The sequence below is a fragment of the Rhizobium herbae genome, from assembly GCF_017873135.1.
In the GTDB taxonomy this organism is placed as follows: Bacteria; Pseudomonadota; Alphaproteobacteria; order Rhizobiales; family Rhizobiaceae; genus Pararhizobium; species Pararhizobium herbae.
In genome coordinates, this window is record NZ_JAGGJV010000004.1 from 447,501 (window position 1) to 462,331 (window position 14,831).

Here is a 14,831-nt window from a genome sequence, read left to right on the forward strand (position 1 = left end):
CTTTACAAATTCATTGACGGATGGCGAGGCTCGAAAAATGATCCTGTGCATCCATGTTGTATATGGTACCATATGCGAATTTTTGTGGTATGCAAGAGGCTGGCCGCATTTGGATGCAAATTTAATTTCGCCCAAGGAATGAGCATATGAAGCGCAGCACCGAGCAGAACGCCCTCCTGAGATGGGAAACGGTTGAAGGCGACAACTCGCCGCTCTATGCGGGGGTCAAGCAGATGATCCTCGACCGCATCCAGAGCGGCGAATGGCCCCCGAAACATCGCGTCCCTTCAGAGAACGAACTGGTCGCCGAACTGGGCGTCAGCAAGATGACAGCCAACCGGGCGCTGCGCGAACTCGCAAGCGAGGGCGAACTGGTCCGCATTCAGGGCGTCGGCTCTTTCGTTGCCGAACGAAAGGGTTATTCCGAGCTCTTCGAAGTGCGCAACATCGCCGAGGAGATCGACGAGCGCGGCCATACGCACCAGGCCTCCGTCATCGTTCTGGCACAGGAAACGGCAGCACCCGACGTGGCGGATGCACTCGGCCTTCCGATCGGCGCACCGGTGTTTCATTCGCTGATCGTGCACAGCGAAAACGGCGTTCCCGTCCAGATAGAGGATCGTTTCGTCAACCCGGAAGCCGCCCCCGGCTATCTCGAGCAGGATTTTACAACGCTGACACCGAACGCCTACCTGACCGCCGAAGCGCCGTTGAGCGGGTCCGAACATATCGTCGAGGCGGCCATGCCGCAGCCATGGGAATGCAAGCTTCTGGTCATCCTGCGCACGGAGCCATGCCTGCTTATCCGGCGGCGCACATGGTCGTCCAAGCGCGTCGTTTCCTTTGCCCGGCTCGTCTATCCCGGCAACCGATATCGGCTGGAATCACGTAACGGAAAGATGTCCGACGATTGATCTTTCGGTGAAACACCTGCCATGTTGTATATGGAACTTAAATGGCTAATATAATCAGCCGTTTCGAACGGCCGACACTGGCCAGAACTGCAGGGCCATGTCGATGACGCGGTACAGCGCCGGGCGGTCCGCGCCGGACGCCGCCTGGATAGCCGTCCCCTGCGAGATGGTCATGATATAGCGAGCGAGGTCGTAAGGCTCCTGCCCCGCAGGCAAGTCACCCTCCTTCGCCGCACGCTCAAACCGCTCTGCGAGATCCCGCTCGCCGCGATGGCGATTTTCGATCAGACATTTCTGGATTTCCGCGGCAGCTTCGCTGCAGGCAAGCGCGCCATTGATACCCATGCAGCCGCTCGGGCCGGTTTCAGCCGTCTGACTGTCGGCAAAGCCCCGCAGAATCTTCTCGGCAACGTCGCGAGCCCTTGGCTCCTTCAGCGCCTCATGGAAGAAATTCATCTTGGTGCGCTCGTAGCGCTCCAGCGCCTTAAGAAAGAGGCCTTCCTTGTTGCCGAAGACGCCATAGAGGCTCGGCTTGGTAATGCCCATGCCTTCCGTCAGGTCAGAGAGCGACGTGCCCTCATAGCCTTTCCGCCAAAACAGCTCCATCGCCGTTTCAAGGGCATCATCGACATCGAACTCTCTTGGCCGTCCCATAGGGTGGCCCTCCCGAATTTTTTTATACCGATCGGTATATAATTCGATTGACGCGATCGGTTCAAGAAACTATTTCTATACCGAACGGTATTGAACGTCAATGCAACCCTCGCCCAAATCCCTCGCCTCCCACGAAGGACCGACGGGCGGCCCTCCTCCCGGGGCAGAAATTCAGGATAGCCGCCATGTCATTCGGAACTTTCAGAACCAGGCTTCTCACCACTGGCTTCGTCCTTGCAGCCGCCACCATTGCGCCGACAATCTATTTTGATCTGCAAGGAAGCCCGTCCGGCAGCGGCAATGCGGCTGACGCATCCACCGCGGCACCCGTTGCTGTTCCGGTCTCCGTCGCGGTCGTCGAGGCCAAGCCGGTGACGCAATGGAGCGAATTCTCCGGACGTCTTGAGGCCGTCGATCACGTCGAACTGCGCTCGCGCGTCGCCGGCGCCATCCAGTCGGTCCATTTCCAGGAAGGCGCGATCGTTGAGAAGGGCGATCTGCTCGTCACGATCGACCCCGCCCCCTACCAGGCGGAAGTGGCCCGTGCCCAGGCGAACGTCACGGCTGCCGAAGCGCGAGCCTCTCTCGCCCGGATCGAGCTCAAGCGCGGCCAGCAGTTGCTTGCGTCCAACGCCGTATCGCAGAGCGAAGTCGATCAACGCATGAACGGCTTGGCAAGCGCCGAGGCCGATGTGGAAGCGGCACGCGCCGGACTGCAATCGGCAGCCCTCAACCTTGGCTATACCGAAATCCGCGCCCCGATCACCGGCCGCGTCGGCAAGATCGAAATTACCGCGGGCAACCTGATCGCCGCGGGTCCTTCCTCACCGATCCTCACCCGGCTTGTGTCGCTGAGCCCGATCTATGCCAGCTTCGAGGCCGACGAACGCATCGTCACCGGCATCCTGGCCGAACTGCCGGAAGGCGTGAACGCCCGCAACTTCCTCGACCGCGTTCCGGTCCGGATGGACGTCGCCGGACTGCCGGACGTCAAGGGCAAGCTTCAGCTCGTCGACAACAGCGTCGATCCGGAAAGCGGCACAATCCGTGTACGAGCCGTATTCGACAATGCCAATGGTGCCTTGATGCCGGGACAGTTTGCCCGGCTGAGCATGGGCCAGGCCAAGTCCGAAGATGCAGTGCTCGTGCACGAGCGGGCGATCGGTACCGACCAGAACAAGAAATATGTGATGGTCGTCAAGCCGGACAACACCACCGAATATCGCGAGATCACCGTCGGCATGAAATCCGATGGCCTCCGGGTGGTAACGGCGGGGCTCAAAGCCAAGGAGCGCATCGTCGTCAACGGCCTGCAGCGTATCCGTCCCGGCGCGCTCGTGGCACCTGAAATGGTCTCCATGAACCCGGCTGCCAATCCCGAGCAGCAAGCCTCGATTACCAATTAAGCCTTTTTCCGGCACTTCAGAACAAGGGCGGATCACGCCATGAATATTTCGAGATTTTTCATCGATCGCCCGGTTTTCGCGGGCGTTCTGTCCTTCATCATCTTCCTTGGCGGCCTGATCGCGATGACGATCCTGCCGATCTCGGAATATCCCGACGTGGTGCCGCCCCAGATCGTCGTCCGTGCCAACTATCCCGGTGCCAACCCGAAAGTCATCGCCGAGACGGTGGCGACGCCGCTGGAGGAATCGATCAATGGCGTCGAGGACATGCTCTATATGAGCAGCCAGGCGACCACCGATGGCCTGATGACGCTGACCGTGACCTTCAAGCTCGGCACCGATCCGGATCAGGCTCAGCAGCTCGTCCAGAACCGCGTCGGCCAGGCGGAACCACGCCTGCCGGAAGAGGTGCGCCGCCTTGGCGTCACCACGATCAAAAGCTCCCCGGACCTGATGATGGTCGTGCATTTGACCTCGCCCGAAGGCCGCTACGACATGACCTATCTGCGCAACTATGCGCTGATCAACGTCAAGGACAGGCTTGCCCGCATCGACGGCGTCGGCCAGGTGCAGCTGTTCGGTTCCGGCGACTATTCGATGCGCATCTGGCTCGATCCGCAGAAAATGGCCCAGCTGGGCCTGTCCGCCTCCGATATCGTCAATGAAATCCGTGCTCAGAACATCCAGGCCGCCGCCGGCGTCATCGGCTCTTCACCCAACCAGCAAGGGGTCGATCTGCAGCTTTCCGTCAATGCCCAAGGGCGGCTGCAGAGCGAGGAGGAGTTCGGCGAGATCATCATCAAGACGAGCCCGACCGGTGCGATCACGCGCCTGCGTGATGTCTCCCGCATCGAGCTCGGCTCGGCCGAATATTCGCTGCGTTCGCTGCTCAACAACAAGCAGGCCGTTGCCATCCCCGTCTTCCAGGCGCCCGGTTCGAACGCGATCGAAATCGCCGATCAGGTCCGCGCCACCATGCAGGAGATCAAGGCATCGATGCCGCAGGACGTCGACTACGAGATCGTCTATGACACCACGCAATTCGTCCGCGCCTCGATCGAGGCCGTCATCGAAACGTTGCTCGAAGCCATCGCCCTCGTCGTCATCGTCGTCATCATCTTCCTGCAGACTTGGCGTGCCTCGATCATTCCGCTGATTGCCGTTCCCGTCTCGATCGTCGGTACCTTCGCCGTCATGCAGATGCTCGGCTTCTCGATCAATGCGCTCAGCCTGTTCGGACTGGTGCTTGCGATCGGCATCGTCGTCGATGACGCGATCGTGGTTGTCGAAAACGTCGAACGAAACATCGAGGATGGCCTGCCTCCACGCGAGGCGACCTACAAGGCGATGACCGAAGTCTCCGGCCCGATCATCGCGATCGCACTGGTGCTTGTCGCCGTCTTCGTGCCGCTTGCCTTCATCTCCGGCCTCACCGGCCAGTTCTACAAGCAGTTCGCCCTGACGATCGCCATTTCGACCGTCATCTCCGCCTTCAACTCGCTCACCCTGTCACCGGCCTTGGCCGCCCTGCTGCTGCGCGGCCATGACGCGCCGAAGGATCGCCTGACCCGGATTATGGACGTCCTGTTCGGCTGGTTCTTCCGCGGTTTCAACGCTGTCTTTTCCCGCGGATCGCGGGCCTACAGCAGCGGCGTCAAGGGCGTGATTTCGCGCAAGACGCTGATGATGGGCGTCTATCTCCTGCTCATCGGCGCAACCGTGTTCTTCTTCAAGGCCGTGCCCGGCGGTTTCGTGCCGCCGCAGGACAAGCAATATCTGGTCGGCTTCACACAGTTGCCTGATGGCGCTTCACTTGACCGGACAGAAGAAGTCATCCGCCGGATCAGCGATATCTCGCTCAAGGTTCCAGGCGTCGAAAGCGCCATTGCCTTCCCCGGCCTCTCGATCAACGGCTTCACCAACTCCTCCAATGCCGGCATCGTCTTCCTGTCGCTGAAACCCTTCGAGGAGCGCACGACGCCGGATCTTTCCGCCGGTGCGATCGCCGGACGGCTGAACCAGGAACTCAGCGTCATCCAGGAATCCTTCAGCGCGATCTTCCCGCCGCCGCCCGTTCAGGGTCTCGGCGCCATTGGCGGCTTCAAGCTGCAGCTGGAAGACAAGGCCGGTCTGGGATACGAAGCGCTCGATGCGGCCGTGAAGGGCTTCATGGCCAAGGCCTATACGACGCCCGAACTGGTTGGCATGTTCTCGAGTTACCAGGTCAACGTTCCGCAACTCTATGCCGACGTCGACCGCGCCAAGGCCCGCCAGCTGAATGTTCCGCTGACGGAAATCTTCAACACGCTGCAGATCTATCTCGGCTCGGTCTATGTCAACGACTTCAACAAGTTCGGACGGACCTACTCCGTGCGCGTCCAGGCCGATGCCAACTACCGCGCCCAGGCCGAAGATATCGGCAAGCTGGAAGTCCGCTCGAACTCCGGTGAGATGATCCCGCTGTCGGCAGTGCTCAACGTCACCTCCAGCGCCGGCCCGGAACGGGCGATGCGCTACAACGGCTTCCTCTCGGCCGATATCAACGGCAACACGGCACCGGGCTTCTCCTCCGGCCAGGCCCGCGCAGCCGTCGAACGCATCGCCGCGGAAACCCTGCCTGCGGGTGTCAGCTTCGAATGGACCGAGCTGACCTACCAGGAGATCATTGCCGGCAATACCGGCGTGCTGATCTTCCCGCTGTCGATCCTGCTCGTCTTCCTGGTTCTGGCGGCGCAGTACGAAAGCCTGACCTTGCCGCTATCGATCATCATGATCATCCCGATGGCGCTGCTGGCAGCGCTTGGCGGGGTCTGGCTTACGGGTGGCGACAACAACGTCTTCACGCAGATCGGTCTGATCGTGCTGGTGGGATTGTCGGCCAAGAACGCCATCCTGATCGTGGAGTTCGCCCGCGAGCTCGAATTCGAGGGGGCGACGCCGTTTAACGCGGTCATCAAGGCCAGCCGTCTGCGCCTGCGCCCGATCCTGATGACCTCGATGGCCTTCATCATGGGCGTGGTGCCACTGGTCACCTCCACGGGTGCCGGCGCCGAAATGCGCCATGCCATGGGTGTGGCCGTGTTCTCGGGCATGATTGGCGTGACCCTGTTCGGCCTATTTCTGACGCCGGTTTTCTACATCCTGGTCCGCGCTCTTACTGGAAACAGACCGCTGAAGAAAAGCGGGGCTCATCCGGTCGCCGAGCCGGCTTCGGTAACGCAGTTGCATACGCAGCCATCGTTGCCCGGGCTTGAAGCAGCCGAATAGGCGGGTCTGCCCGCCACTCATCCATCCAACGAGAAACGGCGTCGCGATCAAGCGGCGCCGTTTCTCGTTGCAAGCAAGGCCGTCGGCCTAAAACTCTTCCCAGCTGTCCTGCGCCGGAGCAGCACTTCCGGAGAATGCCCGGATCACCTGTCCCGCCACCTTGCGGGCAGGAGATGCCACCGGCCGGGGATGATGACCGGCGTCCACCGCTCGAGGTGACGAAGTCCGCTGCCCGACCCTGAACTGGCCGAGAAGAGCAAAGAGCGCCTCCGCCTCGCGGGCCAGGCTGTGGCTGGCGGCCGTGGACTGCTCCACCATCGCCGCGTTCTGCTGCGTACCCTTGTCCATGGTGTTCACCGACTGGTTGATCTCCTTCAAACCCGTCGCCTGTTCCCTGGCACCTTCCACGATGGCGACAACGTTGGTGTTGATTTCCTGGACCTGCTTGACGATCTGCTCCAGTGCCTTGCCGGTTTCTCCAACCAGCGAGACGCCGCTCTTGACCTGTTCGCCGGAGGCATTGATCAGCGCCTTGATCTCCTTTGCTGCCTTTGCCGAACGCTGGGCAAGTTCACGGACTTCCTGTGCGACGACCGCAAACCCCTTGCCGGCATCCCCCGCACGGGCCGCTTCGACCCCGGCATTGAGCGCCAGAAGATTGGTCTGGAAGGCGATGTCGTCGATGACGCCGATGATGTTGGAGATTTCGCGCGATGAGTGCTCGATCTGCCCCATCGCCGTAATGGCATTGCGGACCACTGCTCCGGATCGCTCGGCATTTTCACGGGTTGCGGCGACGAGGTTGCCTGCTTCTTCCGCCCTGCGGCTGGAATCGGCAACAGTCGTGGTGATTTCCTCGAGAGCCGCGGCCGTTTCCTCCACGGAAGCCGCCTGCTGCTCTGTCCGCTTGGACAGATCGTCCGCAGCCGACCGGATTTCCGTCGAACCCGCCGCGATGGCCTGGGCATTGGCGCCGACCGACTGCATCGCCGAGCGCAGCTTTGCCACCGCATCGTTGAAATCGTGACGGACTTTTTCCATCGTTGGCACGAAGGGCTTGTCGAGGCTTTGCGTCAGGTCGCCCTCAGACAGGTTTTTCAGAGCTGTGGCCAGTGTTGCGACCGCCCCCATGCGCTCGGTCACATCTGTTGCGTATTTGACGACCTTGAAGACCTTGCCCTTGTCATCAACGATGGGATTGTAGGCCGCCTGGATCCAGATTTCCTTGCCGCCCTTGCCGAAGCGCAGGAACTCGTTGGCCGTAAACTCGCCGCGTCCCAACTTCTCCCAGAACTGCCGGTATTCTTCAGTCTGCACATAGGCCGGATCGCAGAACATACGATGATGCTTGCCCTGGATTTCCGATAGCTGATAGCCCAGAGCACCGCAAAAATTCGCGTTGGCGGTCAGGATTTCGCCGGTTGGCGTGAATTCGATCACGGCCTGCGAACGCGAGACGGCGTTCAGCTTGCCGGCGTCCTCCGTCGCCTGCTGTTTGGCAGCGGTGATGTCGGTCGCGAACTTCACCACCTTGTAGGGTTTGCCGCCGCGATAGACCGGATTGTAGGACCCCTCGATCCAGATTTCCCGGCCGCTCTTGGTGATGCGCTTGTACTGGCGCTTGTCATATTCGCCACGAGCAAGCCGCGCCCAGAATTCGCGGTAGTCGGTGCTCGCCGCTTCCCCCGGATCAACGAAAATCCGGTGATGCTTGCCTTTGATCTCGGACAGCTCATAGCCCAGCGCAGCGCAGAAATTCGGGTTGGCATTGAGGATATTGCCGTTGAGATCGAATTCGATGATTGCCTGGGACTTATGCATCGCAGCCATGACAGCGGCGGTATCGCCACCAAAAAACGGGAAAAGCTTGCTCATGAAACGCCTCCTTCGGCATTTGATCGGTTTCCTTGCGCCGTTTGGGCGCAGCAATAGGCGCATGCGTCGGCCAGTCAGAGCCCCGAATGTCGGTGTTTCTCTGTTGTTTTCTCTTATGGCCGTGGAGCCTGACCGTAGCGATCGCCGCCCGTACGGGGACCACCCGCGAGACGATCAGGCCTTCTGAAAAATGACATGCCGGATATTCGCCGGCCTATGCATCCGCATCATGCCCGGGTGACTGCCCGGCTGCATGACTACAACTATTGGTATTATTTCTGAAGGAACAATTAATGATTACGACAATTTCCGGCACCAATATTCGCAAAAGCGAAAATTCGCTAAAACCACCGTTCATAGGCTTAAATTATACCGAATTAGTACGATTAATAGGAAAAAGTGGCAAATATATATGATTTTTATCTTCACTTGCCCATTCTCGGGCAAAATCTCGAGCAAAATTTTAAAATTTCATGTGCTGTTAGTTTTTTCCACAACTGAGAGAAAATACACCTTATAATTGCTTCTCTTTTTCGTCATGTTTCGATCCGGACGAGTTTATATTTCTGTAGAGAGAAGCAAAGGCCGCCAACCTAAATGTGGAATCAGGGTAACTCGGCACGCATCCGTCAAAGCTCATCCGCTGCGCGTCTTGGGAAAGGTCGTGCCCCTTTCCCAAGCCCTTCCTTCGCACGGTCTCCCCCGAAGGATCAGGGGGTTCCGCAGGTGAGGAAAGTATCCCCCACCCGGTCGGGTTTTGGTTCGCACTATTTCTCCGCGTAGACGCCGTAAAGGATCGGCATCAACCCGACCAGCGCCTCGAAGCGAGCGAAGGACTTGCGCTCCGGCAGCGACCAGCCGGTTTCCGCAAGTGCCGACAGACGGGGGAAAACCAGCCGGTCGAAGACGCCACGGTCGGTCATCGGTTCGGACCAGATGCAGCATTGCACGCCGAGCAGATGTTTCTTCTGCGCCTCGCTCCAGCCTTCGACAGGATCGAAGGCGTAGAGCTTTTCCGGATCCGACCAGCCGGCCCAGCTGGCTCCCGGCTCAGACCAGGCCTGACTGTTGGCCATATCGAGATAATAGACCTGCCCGGGGCAGACGACCATGTCATAGCCCTCGCCGGCCAGCGCCGCCGACGCCTCGACCGTCCGCCAGCCGAACAGCAGGGACTTGCTTTTGTCGATGACGTTGCCATGCGCAGCCTCCTGCCAGCCACCCGTGACACAGCCCCGCGAAGCAAGAAAGTTCTGAATGCGTGCCAGGAATTCCGCCTGCAGCACTGCGGCTCCCGATCCGTCGATCTCATCGGCACCGTGGGTATTGGTGATGACATTCAGTCGCGCGGCGTGAGCCGTCGCCATGGCTTCGCCACTGACATCGCGCAGCCGCGCCAAAGCTTCCGGCGAGCCTGACCAGGCGCCGAGCGGCACCTCGTCGGCACCGATGTGGATGATCTTCGACGGAAACAATTCGATCAGTTCATCGAAAATGGTTTCGAGAACGCGGTAGGTCTCTTCGCGCGCCGGGTTGATGCAATTGTCCGGGAAACCCTGAACGGAGAAATAGCTACCGGATTCGGCCGGATCACGCAGTTCCGGGATGGCCTGCAACATGGCGTAGCAATGACCGGGCACGTCAATTTCCGGCACCACTTCGATGCCGAGATTTCCCGCCAGCGCCACGATTTGCCGGATCGCCGCCTTGCTGTAGTAACCGCCGGTCACCTGCGGACCGGAACCCAGAAGCGGCGGAATTTTCAGGCCATGACCACGCCAAGCGCCAATCTCCGTCAGCGCCGGATAAGCGTCGATCTCGACACGCCATGCCTCGTCGTCGGAGAGATGCCAGTGGAAGCGGTTCAGCTTGTTCCATGCCATGATCCGCAGGAACTGCTCGATTTCCGCCGTGCCGTAAAACTGCCGGGCAACATCGAGATGCACGCCGCGCCAGCCGAGCGCCGGCTCGTCGGTGATCTCACCCGAGGCCGGGAACAGAAAGGTTTCAGGATGCAGCCGCGCGCCGCGCAGGATCTGCGCAAGCGTGATCAGGCCATAGAGAAAGCCGGTGCTGGCACTGGCTGAAACCGTCACGCGGGACGTGGAAAACCGGACACTGTATGCCTCGGCCGCAAGACCGTCGGCCAACGTCAGCAACACCGGAAACCCGCCCTCGGCCGCCGGCCGGACGATTCCTTCGACAGGAAATAGCCCTCCCGTGAGAGACTTGAACGATTGCACCGCCGCATCCGCCTCGGCGCCTTCGGACTGGAGATCGAGGCCAACAGGAGGCGCCAACCGACCGGAGACAGACACTGCACTTGGCCACGGCACGACGGAAACGGACACCGGCGCGACCTTCGGCACCGGATAGACGACAGAGCCGCGGGTGAGCGCAGCATTGTCGCCCTTCGCCCGCGTCGGCGCGACGCTCACCGGCACCGTATTGTTGTCGGCGAGCACGACATAACCGGCGTTGGCGCCATCGGTCCAATGCTTCGGATGATAGCTCATCCCAAGCGCCTTCACCGTCCAGGTTTCGCCCGGCTTCAGAACGAAACCTTCCGGCGGTGCGAATTCGGCGTGGTTCGACAGCCGCGTCAGCAGCCTGCCGCCTTCCACCGTCGCTTCCGGGTCTATGCGCGCCGGGCCAGAGACGCAGAGCGTAAAGCCTTCAAGCGGCTGGTCGGTGTTGTTGGTCAGGCTCAGCGCATAAGCAGGATTCTCGTCCTGCCCCCCCGGCACCCAGAATGTTTCCAGCTGGTATTTGGTCTTGGTCGCTATCGTCATCATCTCGCTCCAGGAAAAGTCACTCGTTGGTGTTGAGCAGGCCTGCATAAACGCCGGGCGCGGAATTCGGGATTGGCGTCGCGCCCACCGTCCGTTCGTAAAAGGCAGACGGCCCGACATCGCCGATGATGGCGTAGCCGTAGCCCATCGTCTTCAAATCCAGCAGGCAGGCCAGAAGCAATGCATGGCCGATGCCCTCGCCACGCGCCGCCTCGTCGACGCCCGTTGGCCCGAAAAAGCCACGGGCGATCGATTCATGGCAGGCAAAGCCGATCAGCTTTTCCGCTCGGGTCGCAAGGAAACAGGTCGGCGGCTGGCGCGCAAAGGCAACGGCCGTCTCGCTCGCCCATCCCGAACTAAATTTTTCCCGCACCCAGCCGGTGACCAGTTCAAATTCCGGTGCAAGTGCCCGGCGGATAGCGACGCCGGCTTTTTCCATGCGTGCATCGAGTTCGGGCACCGCCGCGACCAGCGAGAGATTGACCAGATAATCCATGTTGAACCCCGTGTGACTACGTTTGAGATACGCCGAGGACGCGAACGAAATGGTTCCTGCCGATCTGATCGACGGCCTCGGAGACCGGTCGGCTCGACCGCCGGACCTCCTCCGCATGACTCAAAAACCGGGCACTTTCACCCGGCACGAAAGGACGATTGATTGCACTCCCGCTTGATCTCGGCAAGCAGCGAGAAAATGCAGAGCTTCATCCCCCCTCAGATTTCGTTGATCGAACGATTAAGTCAAGTAATTTGACTTAATCTAGGGTGAGAATTGAATGCCTGTCAACAGGCTGTTTTGGCCGTGCGATGAAGTCGGCGAAATCAAAAAATGCAGATTATGGGGAATCTGAAACGACCCGCGCCGCCAGCAATGATTCGTGGGGAGGACGTAAATTTACCTTAAGTTAAGAAATCCTTAATTTTCACCTATTGCGACAGTGATTTACCACCGACTTTCGTGTAGATTGCATCATGGCCCGATAAACGGACACTTGAGACCAACAAGGAGCGAGGCGTCATGACGAACCTGCAGATTGCGGCGCTGGTTTACGGCGCTACAGCCCTGCTCTACCTCACGCCCACCTATGTTGAGGGTAAGGGAAGTGGCGGCCATTGGTCGATCCAACGTATTGCGGGCTTGGTGTTCTGTCTCTTTTGGCCCCTGCTGACAGCCGTGTTCATCTACAAGTTCGCAGCCAGCTCATCCAAGTCAAAATTCGTGTTTGTTGACCCGGCGGTTGCTACGCGACCCAGGTCCGCGATCCATCCTTCTGAATGAGCGAATTCCCACCCATCGCCGTCCATTGAGAATTCGTTAACCACTGCCTTCGGATATCACCACGATCCACCAGCGCTGCCGGTCACCGAAGATATCCACCCGAGATTGCATAGACTTAAGACCGACCTTTTCCGCAGAAAGCCTGTGATTGCCCGAAGGCAATGGCGCCGAGACAAGCTGTAAGGGTATTTCAGAAGAAGACACTTAGTCCTGCTTCATTGCCTGGAATTTGAATAAAAACCTCCGATTTTCGATAAATACATCTTAACCGTCAGACCAAATACCGGAAATTGTTCTTAAATCCTGATCCAGATTAACACATCACGGATGCTTTTCAGGCATGATCCCGCCTCGAAAGCAAGTCGGGGATTTTGCTGCATGTGTGGATTTGGCGGTTACTTCGGAGATGGCGTCGCGCCCCATGATGCGCAGCCGCTGCTGCATCGCATGGTTGCCGCGATCGCACACCGGGGGCCGGATGAGCAGGGCGTTTTCGCCGGCTCCGCCGTCGGGCTCGGGCATGCACGCCTGTCTATTGTCGGCCTGGGCGACGGCCAGCAGCCGATGACCCACTCCAGCGGCAATTTCACCATCGCCTTCAATGGCGAGATTTTCAATTATGTCGAGTTGAGAGAAACGCTCAAAGCCCAGGGTCACGTCTTTCGCACCGGCAGCGACACCGAGGTGATCCTGCATCTCTATGAGCGTATGGGTCCCGATTGCGTCTCCTTGCTTAACGGCGATTTCGCCTTTGCGATCTGGGATGCGCCCCGGCAGCGCATGGTCATCGCACGCGACCGGATGGGCGTGCGTCCGCTGTTCCATACGACGGTCGGCAAGACCCTCTATTTCGCCTCCGAGGTCAAGGCGTTGCTGCAGGTTCCGGGTGTCCACGCTGAAATGGACCCGCTGGCGCTCGATCAGATCTTCACGCTCTGGGCGCCGATCGCTCCCCGCACTGCCTTCCGCGACATCTTCGAGCTCGAACCGGCCCATATCCTCACTGCCGATAGAAACGGGATGTCGATCAAGCCCTACTGGACGCTGCAATATCCGGACATCGGCGAACCCGCCGGCTATCCGGACGAGCGCGTAGCAGCCGAAGAATTGCGCACCCTCTTGACCGACGCGACACGCATCCGGATGCGCGCCGATGTGCCGGTCGGTTCCTACCTTTCCGGCGGGCTGGATTCATCCATCGTATCGGCCCTCGCCGCCCCGATGGCGCCGGATGGTCTCTCGACGTTTTCGGTGACCTTCGGCAGCGAGGAACATGACGAAAGCGCTTTCCAGCTGCAGATGGCCAAGGCTCTCGGCACGCAGCACCACGCGGTTGCTTGCGGTGACGGCGATATTGCCGCTTCCTTTCCCGACGTGATCCGCTTTACCGAACGCCCAGTCCTGCGCACGGCACCGGCGCCGCTTTACCAGCTGTCCGGTCTCGTTCGTCAAAAAGGTCTGAAAGTCGTGCTGACCGGCGAAGGCGCAGACGAAGTCTTTGCCGGCTACGATATCTTTAAGGAATCCCGCGTTCGCCGTTTCTGCGCTCGCCAGCCCGGCTCGCAGATCAGGCCGCATCTGTTTCGCAAGCTCTATGCCTATCTGCCCGGCCTGAAGCAGCAATCCGCCGAATATCTGGCTGCGTTCTTCGGCGCCGGCGATGACCGGCTGGACGATCCGCTGTTCTCGCACCGGCCCCGCCTGCGGGGCACCGCTGCCGCCAAGCTGTTCTTCTCCGGCGATCTTCGCCAGACGCTGACAGGATACGATGCAACCGCCGAGCTCGCCGCGCGGCTGCCGCAAGACTTTGGCCGCTGGCACCCCCTGCATCAGGCGCAATACCTCGAAAGCCGCTTCCTGCTGCCGGGCTATATCCTGTCAAGCCAGGGCGACCGCATGGCCATGGCGCATGGCATCGAAGGTCGCTTCCCCTTCCTCGATCATCGTCTCGTCGAGTTCGCAACCCGCCTGCCGCCCGAAATGAAACTGAAGGGGCTCGTCGAAAAACACATCCTGCGGGAAGCGACGAAAGACCTTCTTCCGGAATCCATCGGCCGCCGGACCAAGCAGCCATACCGGGCGCCCGACAGCCAGTCCTTCGTCGGCAAGAACGAACGGGACTATGTGCGCGAGGCTTTCAGCGAACACGAAATAACCAAATCCGGCCTCTTCAATCCCAAGGCCGTTTCGAAACTTTACCAGAAATGCAGCGAGAAGCCGGTCTCCGGCTATCGCGATAATGTCGCCTTCGTCGGCATCCTATCAACCCAGCTCTGGCAACAGACATTTTCGGCAGCAAAGGCACTCGGCGCGCGGGCGGCCTGAGCTTCATCCCAGGAGAAACATATGACCCAGACAATCAAAGACAGCATCAAGGCTTTCATCATCGAGAACTTTCTGTTCGGCGACACATCCTACGACCTGCAGGACGACGCATCGCTGATCGAAAACGAAGTCATCGATTCCACCGGCGTTCTCGAACTCGTCGCCTTTATCGAGGACCAGTTCGGTTTCGTGATGGCTGACGCTGACATCGTACCGGCCAATCTCGATTCCGTGGCACGGATAACGGCCTTTGTCGCAAAACACGCCGAAGCACCGGCGCTCAACAAGATGTCGGCCTGAATAGATCGGGCGACGGGAG

General features: G+C 59.8%; 10 protein-coding genes. 6 read left to right on the forward strand and 4 right to left on the reverse strand.

The features are described 5' to 3' along the window. The first annotated feature begins 146 nt into the window (after positions 1 to 146). Positions 147 to 914, forward strand: a complete 768-nt coding sequence (gene hutC / locus J2Z75_RS13795) for a histidine utilization repressor (protein WP_209853245.1) — start codon at positions 147 to 149, stop codon at positions 912 to 914. A 54-nt stretch (positions 915 to 968) separates the two neighbouring features. Here the strand turns inward: hutC and J2Z75_RS13800 are convergent, their stop codons facing one another. Continuing rightward, a complete protein-coding gene (locus J2Z75_RS13800) occupies positions 969 to 1,568 on the reverse strand; it encodes a TetR/AcrR family transcriptional regulator (RefSeq protein WP_209853247.1) in 600 nt (199 codons plus the stop codon). 185 nt (positions 1,569 to 1,753) lie between these two features. Here J2Z75_RS13800 and J2Z75_RS13805 point away from each other — a divergent pair, with 185 nt between their 5' ends. Next, on the forward strand, positions 1,754 to 2,974 hold the full coding sequence (locus J2Z75_RS13805) for an efflux RND transporter periplasmic adaptor subunit (RefSeq protein ID WP_209853248.1): 1,221 nt from the start codon (positions 1,754 to 1,756) through the stop codon (positions 2,972 to 2,974). Positions 2,975 to 3,013: 39 nt separating this feature from the next. Next, positions 3,014 to 6,241, forward strand: a complete 3,228-nt coding sequence (locus J2Z75_RS13810; protein ID WP_209853250.1) for an efflux RND transporter permease subunit — start codon at positions 3,014 to 3,016, stop codon at positions 6,239 to 6,241. An 87-nt stretch (positions 6,242 to 6,328) separates the two neighbouring features. Here the strand turns inward: J2Z75_RS13810 and J2Z75_RS13815 are convergent, their stop codons facing one another. The 3 genes from J2Z75_RS13815 to J2Z75_RS13825 form a co-directional block, all read right to left on the reverse strand. Then, entirely contained in the window at positions 6,329 to 8,116 is a 1,788-nt protein-coding gene (locus tag J2Z75_RS13815) for a methyl-accepting chemotaxis protein (protein WP_209853252.1), read from the reverse strand. Positions 8,117 to 8,883: 767 nt separating this feature from the next. Continuing rightward, the gene (locus J2Z75_RS13820; RefSeq protein WP_209853253.1) at positions 8,884 to 10,908 is read right to left on the reverse strand and encodes a beta-N-acetylhexosaminidase; all 2,025 of its coding nucleotides are present in this window, start codon (positions 10,906 to 10,908) and stop codon (positions 8,884 to 8,886) included. 19 nt (positions 10,909 to 10,927) lie between these two features. Then, positions 10,928 to 11,404, reverse strand: coding sequence for a GNAT family N-acetyltransferase (locus tag J2Z75_RS13825; RefSeq protein WP_209853255.1), 477 nt, complete (start codon positions 11,402 to 11,404; stop codon positions 10,928 to 10,930). Positions 11,405 to 11,926: 522 nt separating this feature from the next. Here J2Z75_RS13825 and J2Z75_RS13830 point away from each other — a divergent pair. The 3 genes from J2Z75_RS13830 to J2Z75_RS13840 all read left to right on the forward strand — a co-directional run bounded on the left by J2Z75_RS13830 (position 11,927) and on the right by J2Z75_RS13840 (position 14,812). Then, positions 11,927 to 12,187: a hypothetical protein gene (locus J2Z75_RS13830; protein WP_209853256.1), complete on the forward strand. Its 261-nt coding sequence runs from the start codon at positions 11,927 to 11,929 to the stop codon at positions 12,185 to 12,187. A 378-nt stretch (positions 12,188 to 12,565) separates the two neighbouring features. Beyond that, entirely contained in the window at positions 12,566 to 14,512 is a 1,947-nt protein-coding gene (asnB, locus tag J2Z75_RS13835; RefSeq protein WP_209853258.1) for an asparagine synthase (glutamine-hydrolyzing), read from the forward strand. A gap of 21 nt (positions 14,513 to 14,533) precedes the next feature. Then, entirely contained in the window at positions 14,534 to 14,812 is a 279-nt protein-coding gene (locus J2Z75_RS13840; protein WP_209853260.1) for an acyl carrier protein, read from the forward strand. The last annotated feature ends 19 nt before the right edge of the window (positions 14,813 to 14,831 follow it).

What these genes read in the sequence shown, in the direction of transcription:
- J2Z75_RS13830 (WP_209853256.1), top strand. Translation starts at nt 11,927, where the DNA reads ATGACGAACCTGCAGATTGCGGCGCTGGTTTACGGCGCTACAGCCCTG.
- hutC (WP_209853245.1), top strand. Translation starts at nt 147, where the DNA reads ATGAAGCGCAGCACCGAGCAGAACGCCCTCCTGAGATGGGAAACGGTT.
- asnB (WP_209853258.1), top strand. Translation starts at nt 12,566, where the DNA reads ATGTGTGGATTTGGCGGTTACTTCGGAGATGGCGTCGCGCCCCATGAT.
- J2Z75_RS13810 (WP_209853250.1), top strand. Translation starts at nt 3,014, where the DNA reads ATGAATATTTCGAGATTTTTCATCGATCGCCCGGTTTTCGCGGGCGTT.
- J2Z75_RS13825 (WP_209853255.1), bottom strand. Translation starts at nt 11,404, where the DNA reads ATGGATTATCTGGTCAATCTCTCGCTGGTCGCGGCGGTGCCCGAACTC.
- J2Z75_RS13815 (WP_209853252.1), bottom strand. Translation starts at nt 8,116, where the DNA reads ATGAGCAAGCTTTTCCCGTTTTTTGGTGGCGATACCGCCGCTGTCATG.
- J2Z75_RS13800 (WP_209853247.1), bottom strand. Translation starts at nt 1,568, where the DNA reads ATGGGACGGCCAAGAGAGTTCGATGTCGATGATGCCCTTGAAACGGCG.
- J2Z75_RS13820 (WP_209853253.1), bottom strand. Translation starts at nt 10,908, where the DNA reads ATGACGATAGCGACCAAGACCAAATACCAGCTGGAAACATTCTGGGTG.
- J2Z75_RS13840 (WP_209853260.1), top strand. Translation starts at nt 14,534, where the DNA reads ATGACCCAGACAATCAAAGACAGCATCAAGGCTTTCATCATCGAGAAC.
- J2Z75_RS13805 (WP_209853248.1), top strand. Translation starts at nt 1,754, where the DNA reads ATGTCATTCGGAACTTTCAGAACCAGGCTTCTCACCACTGGCTTCGTC.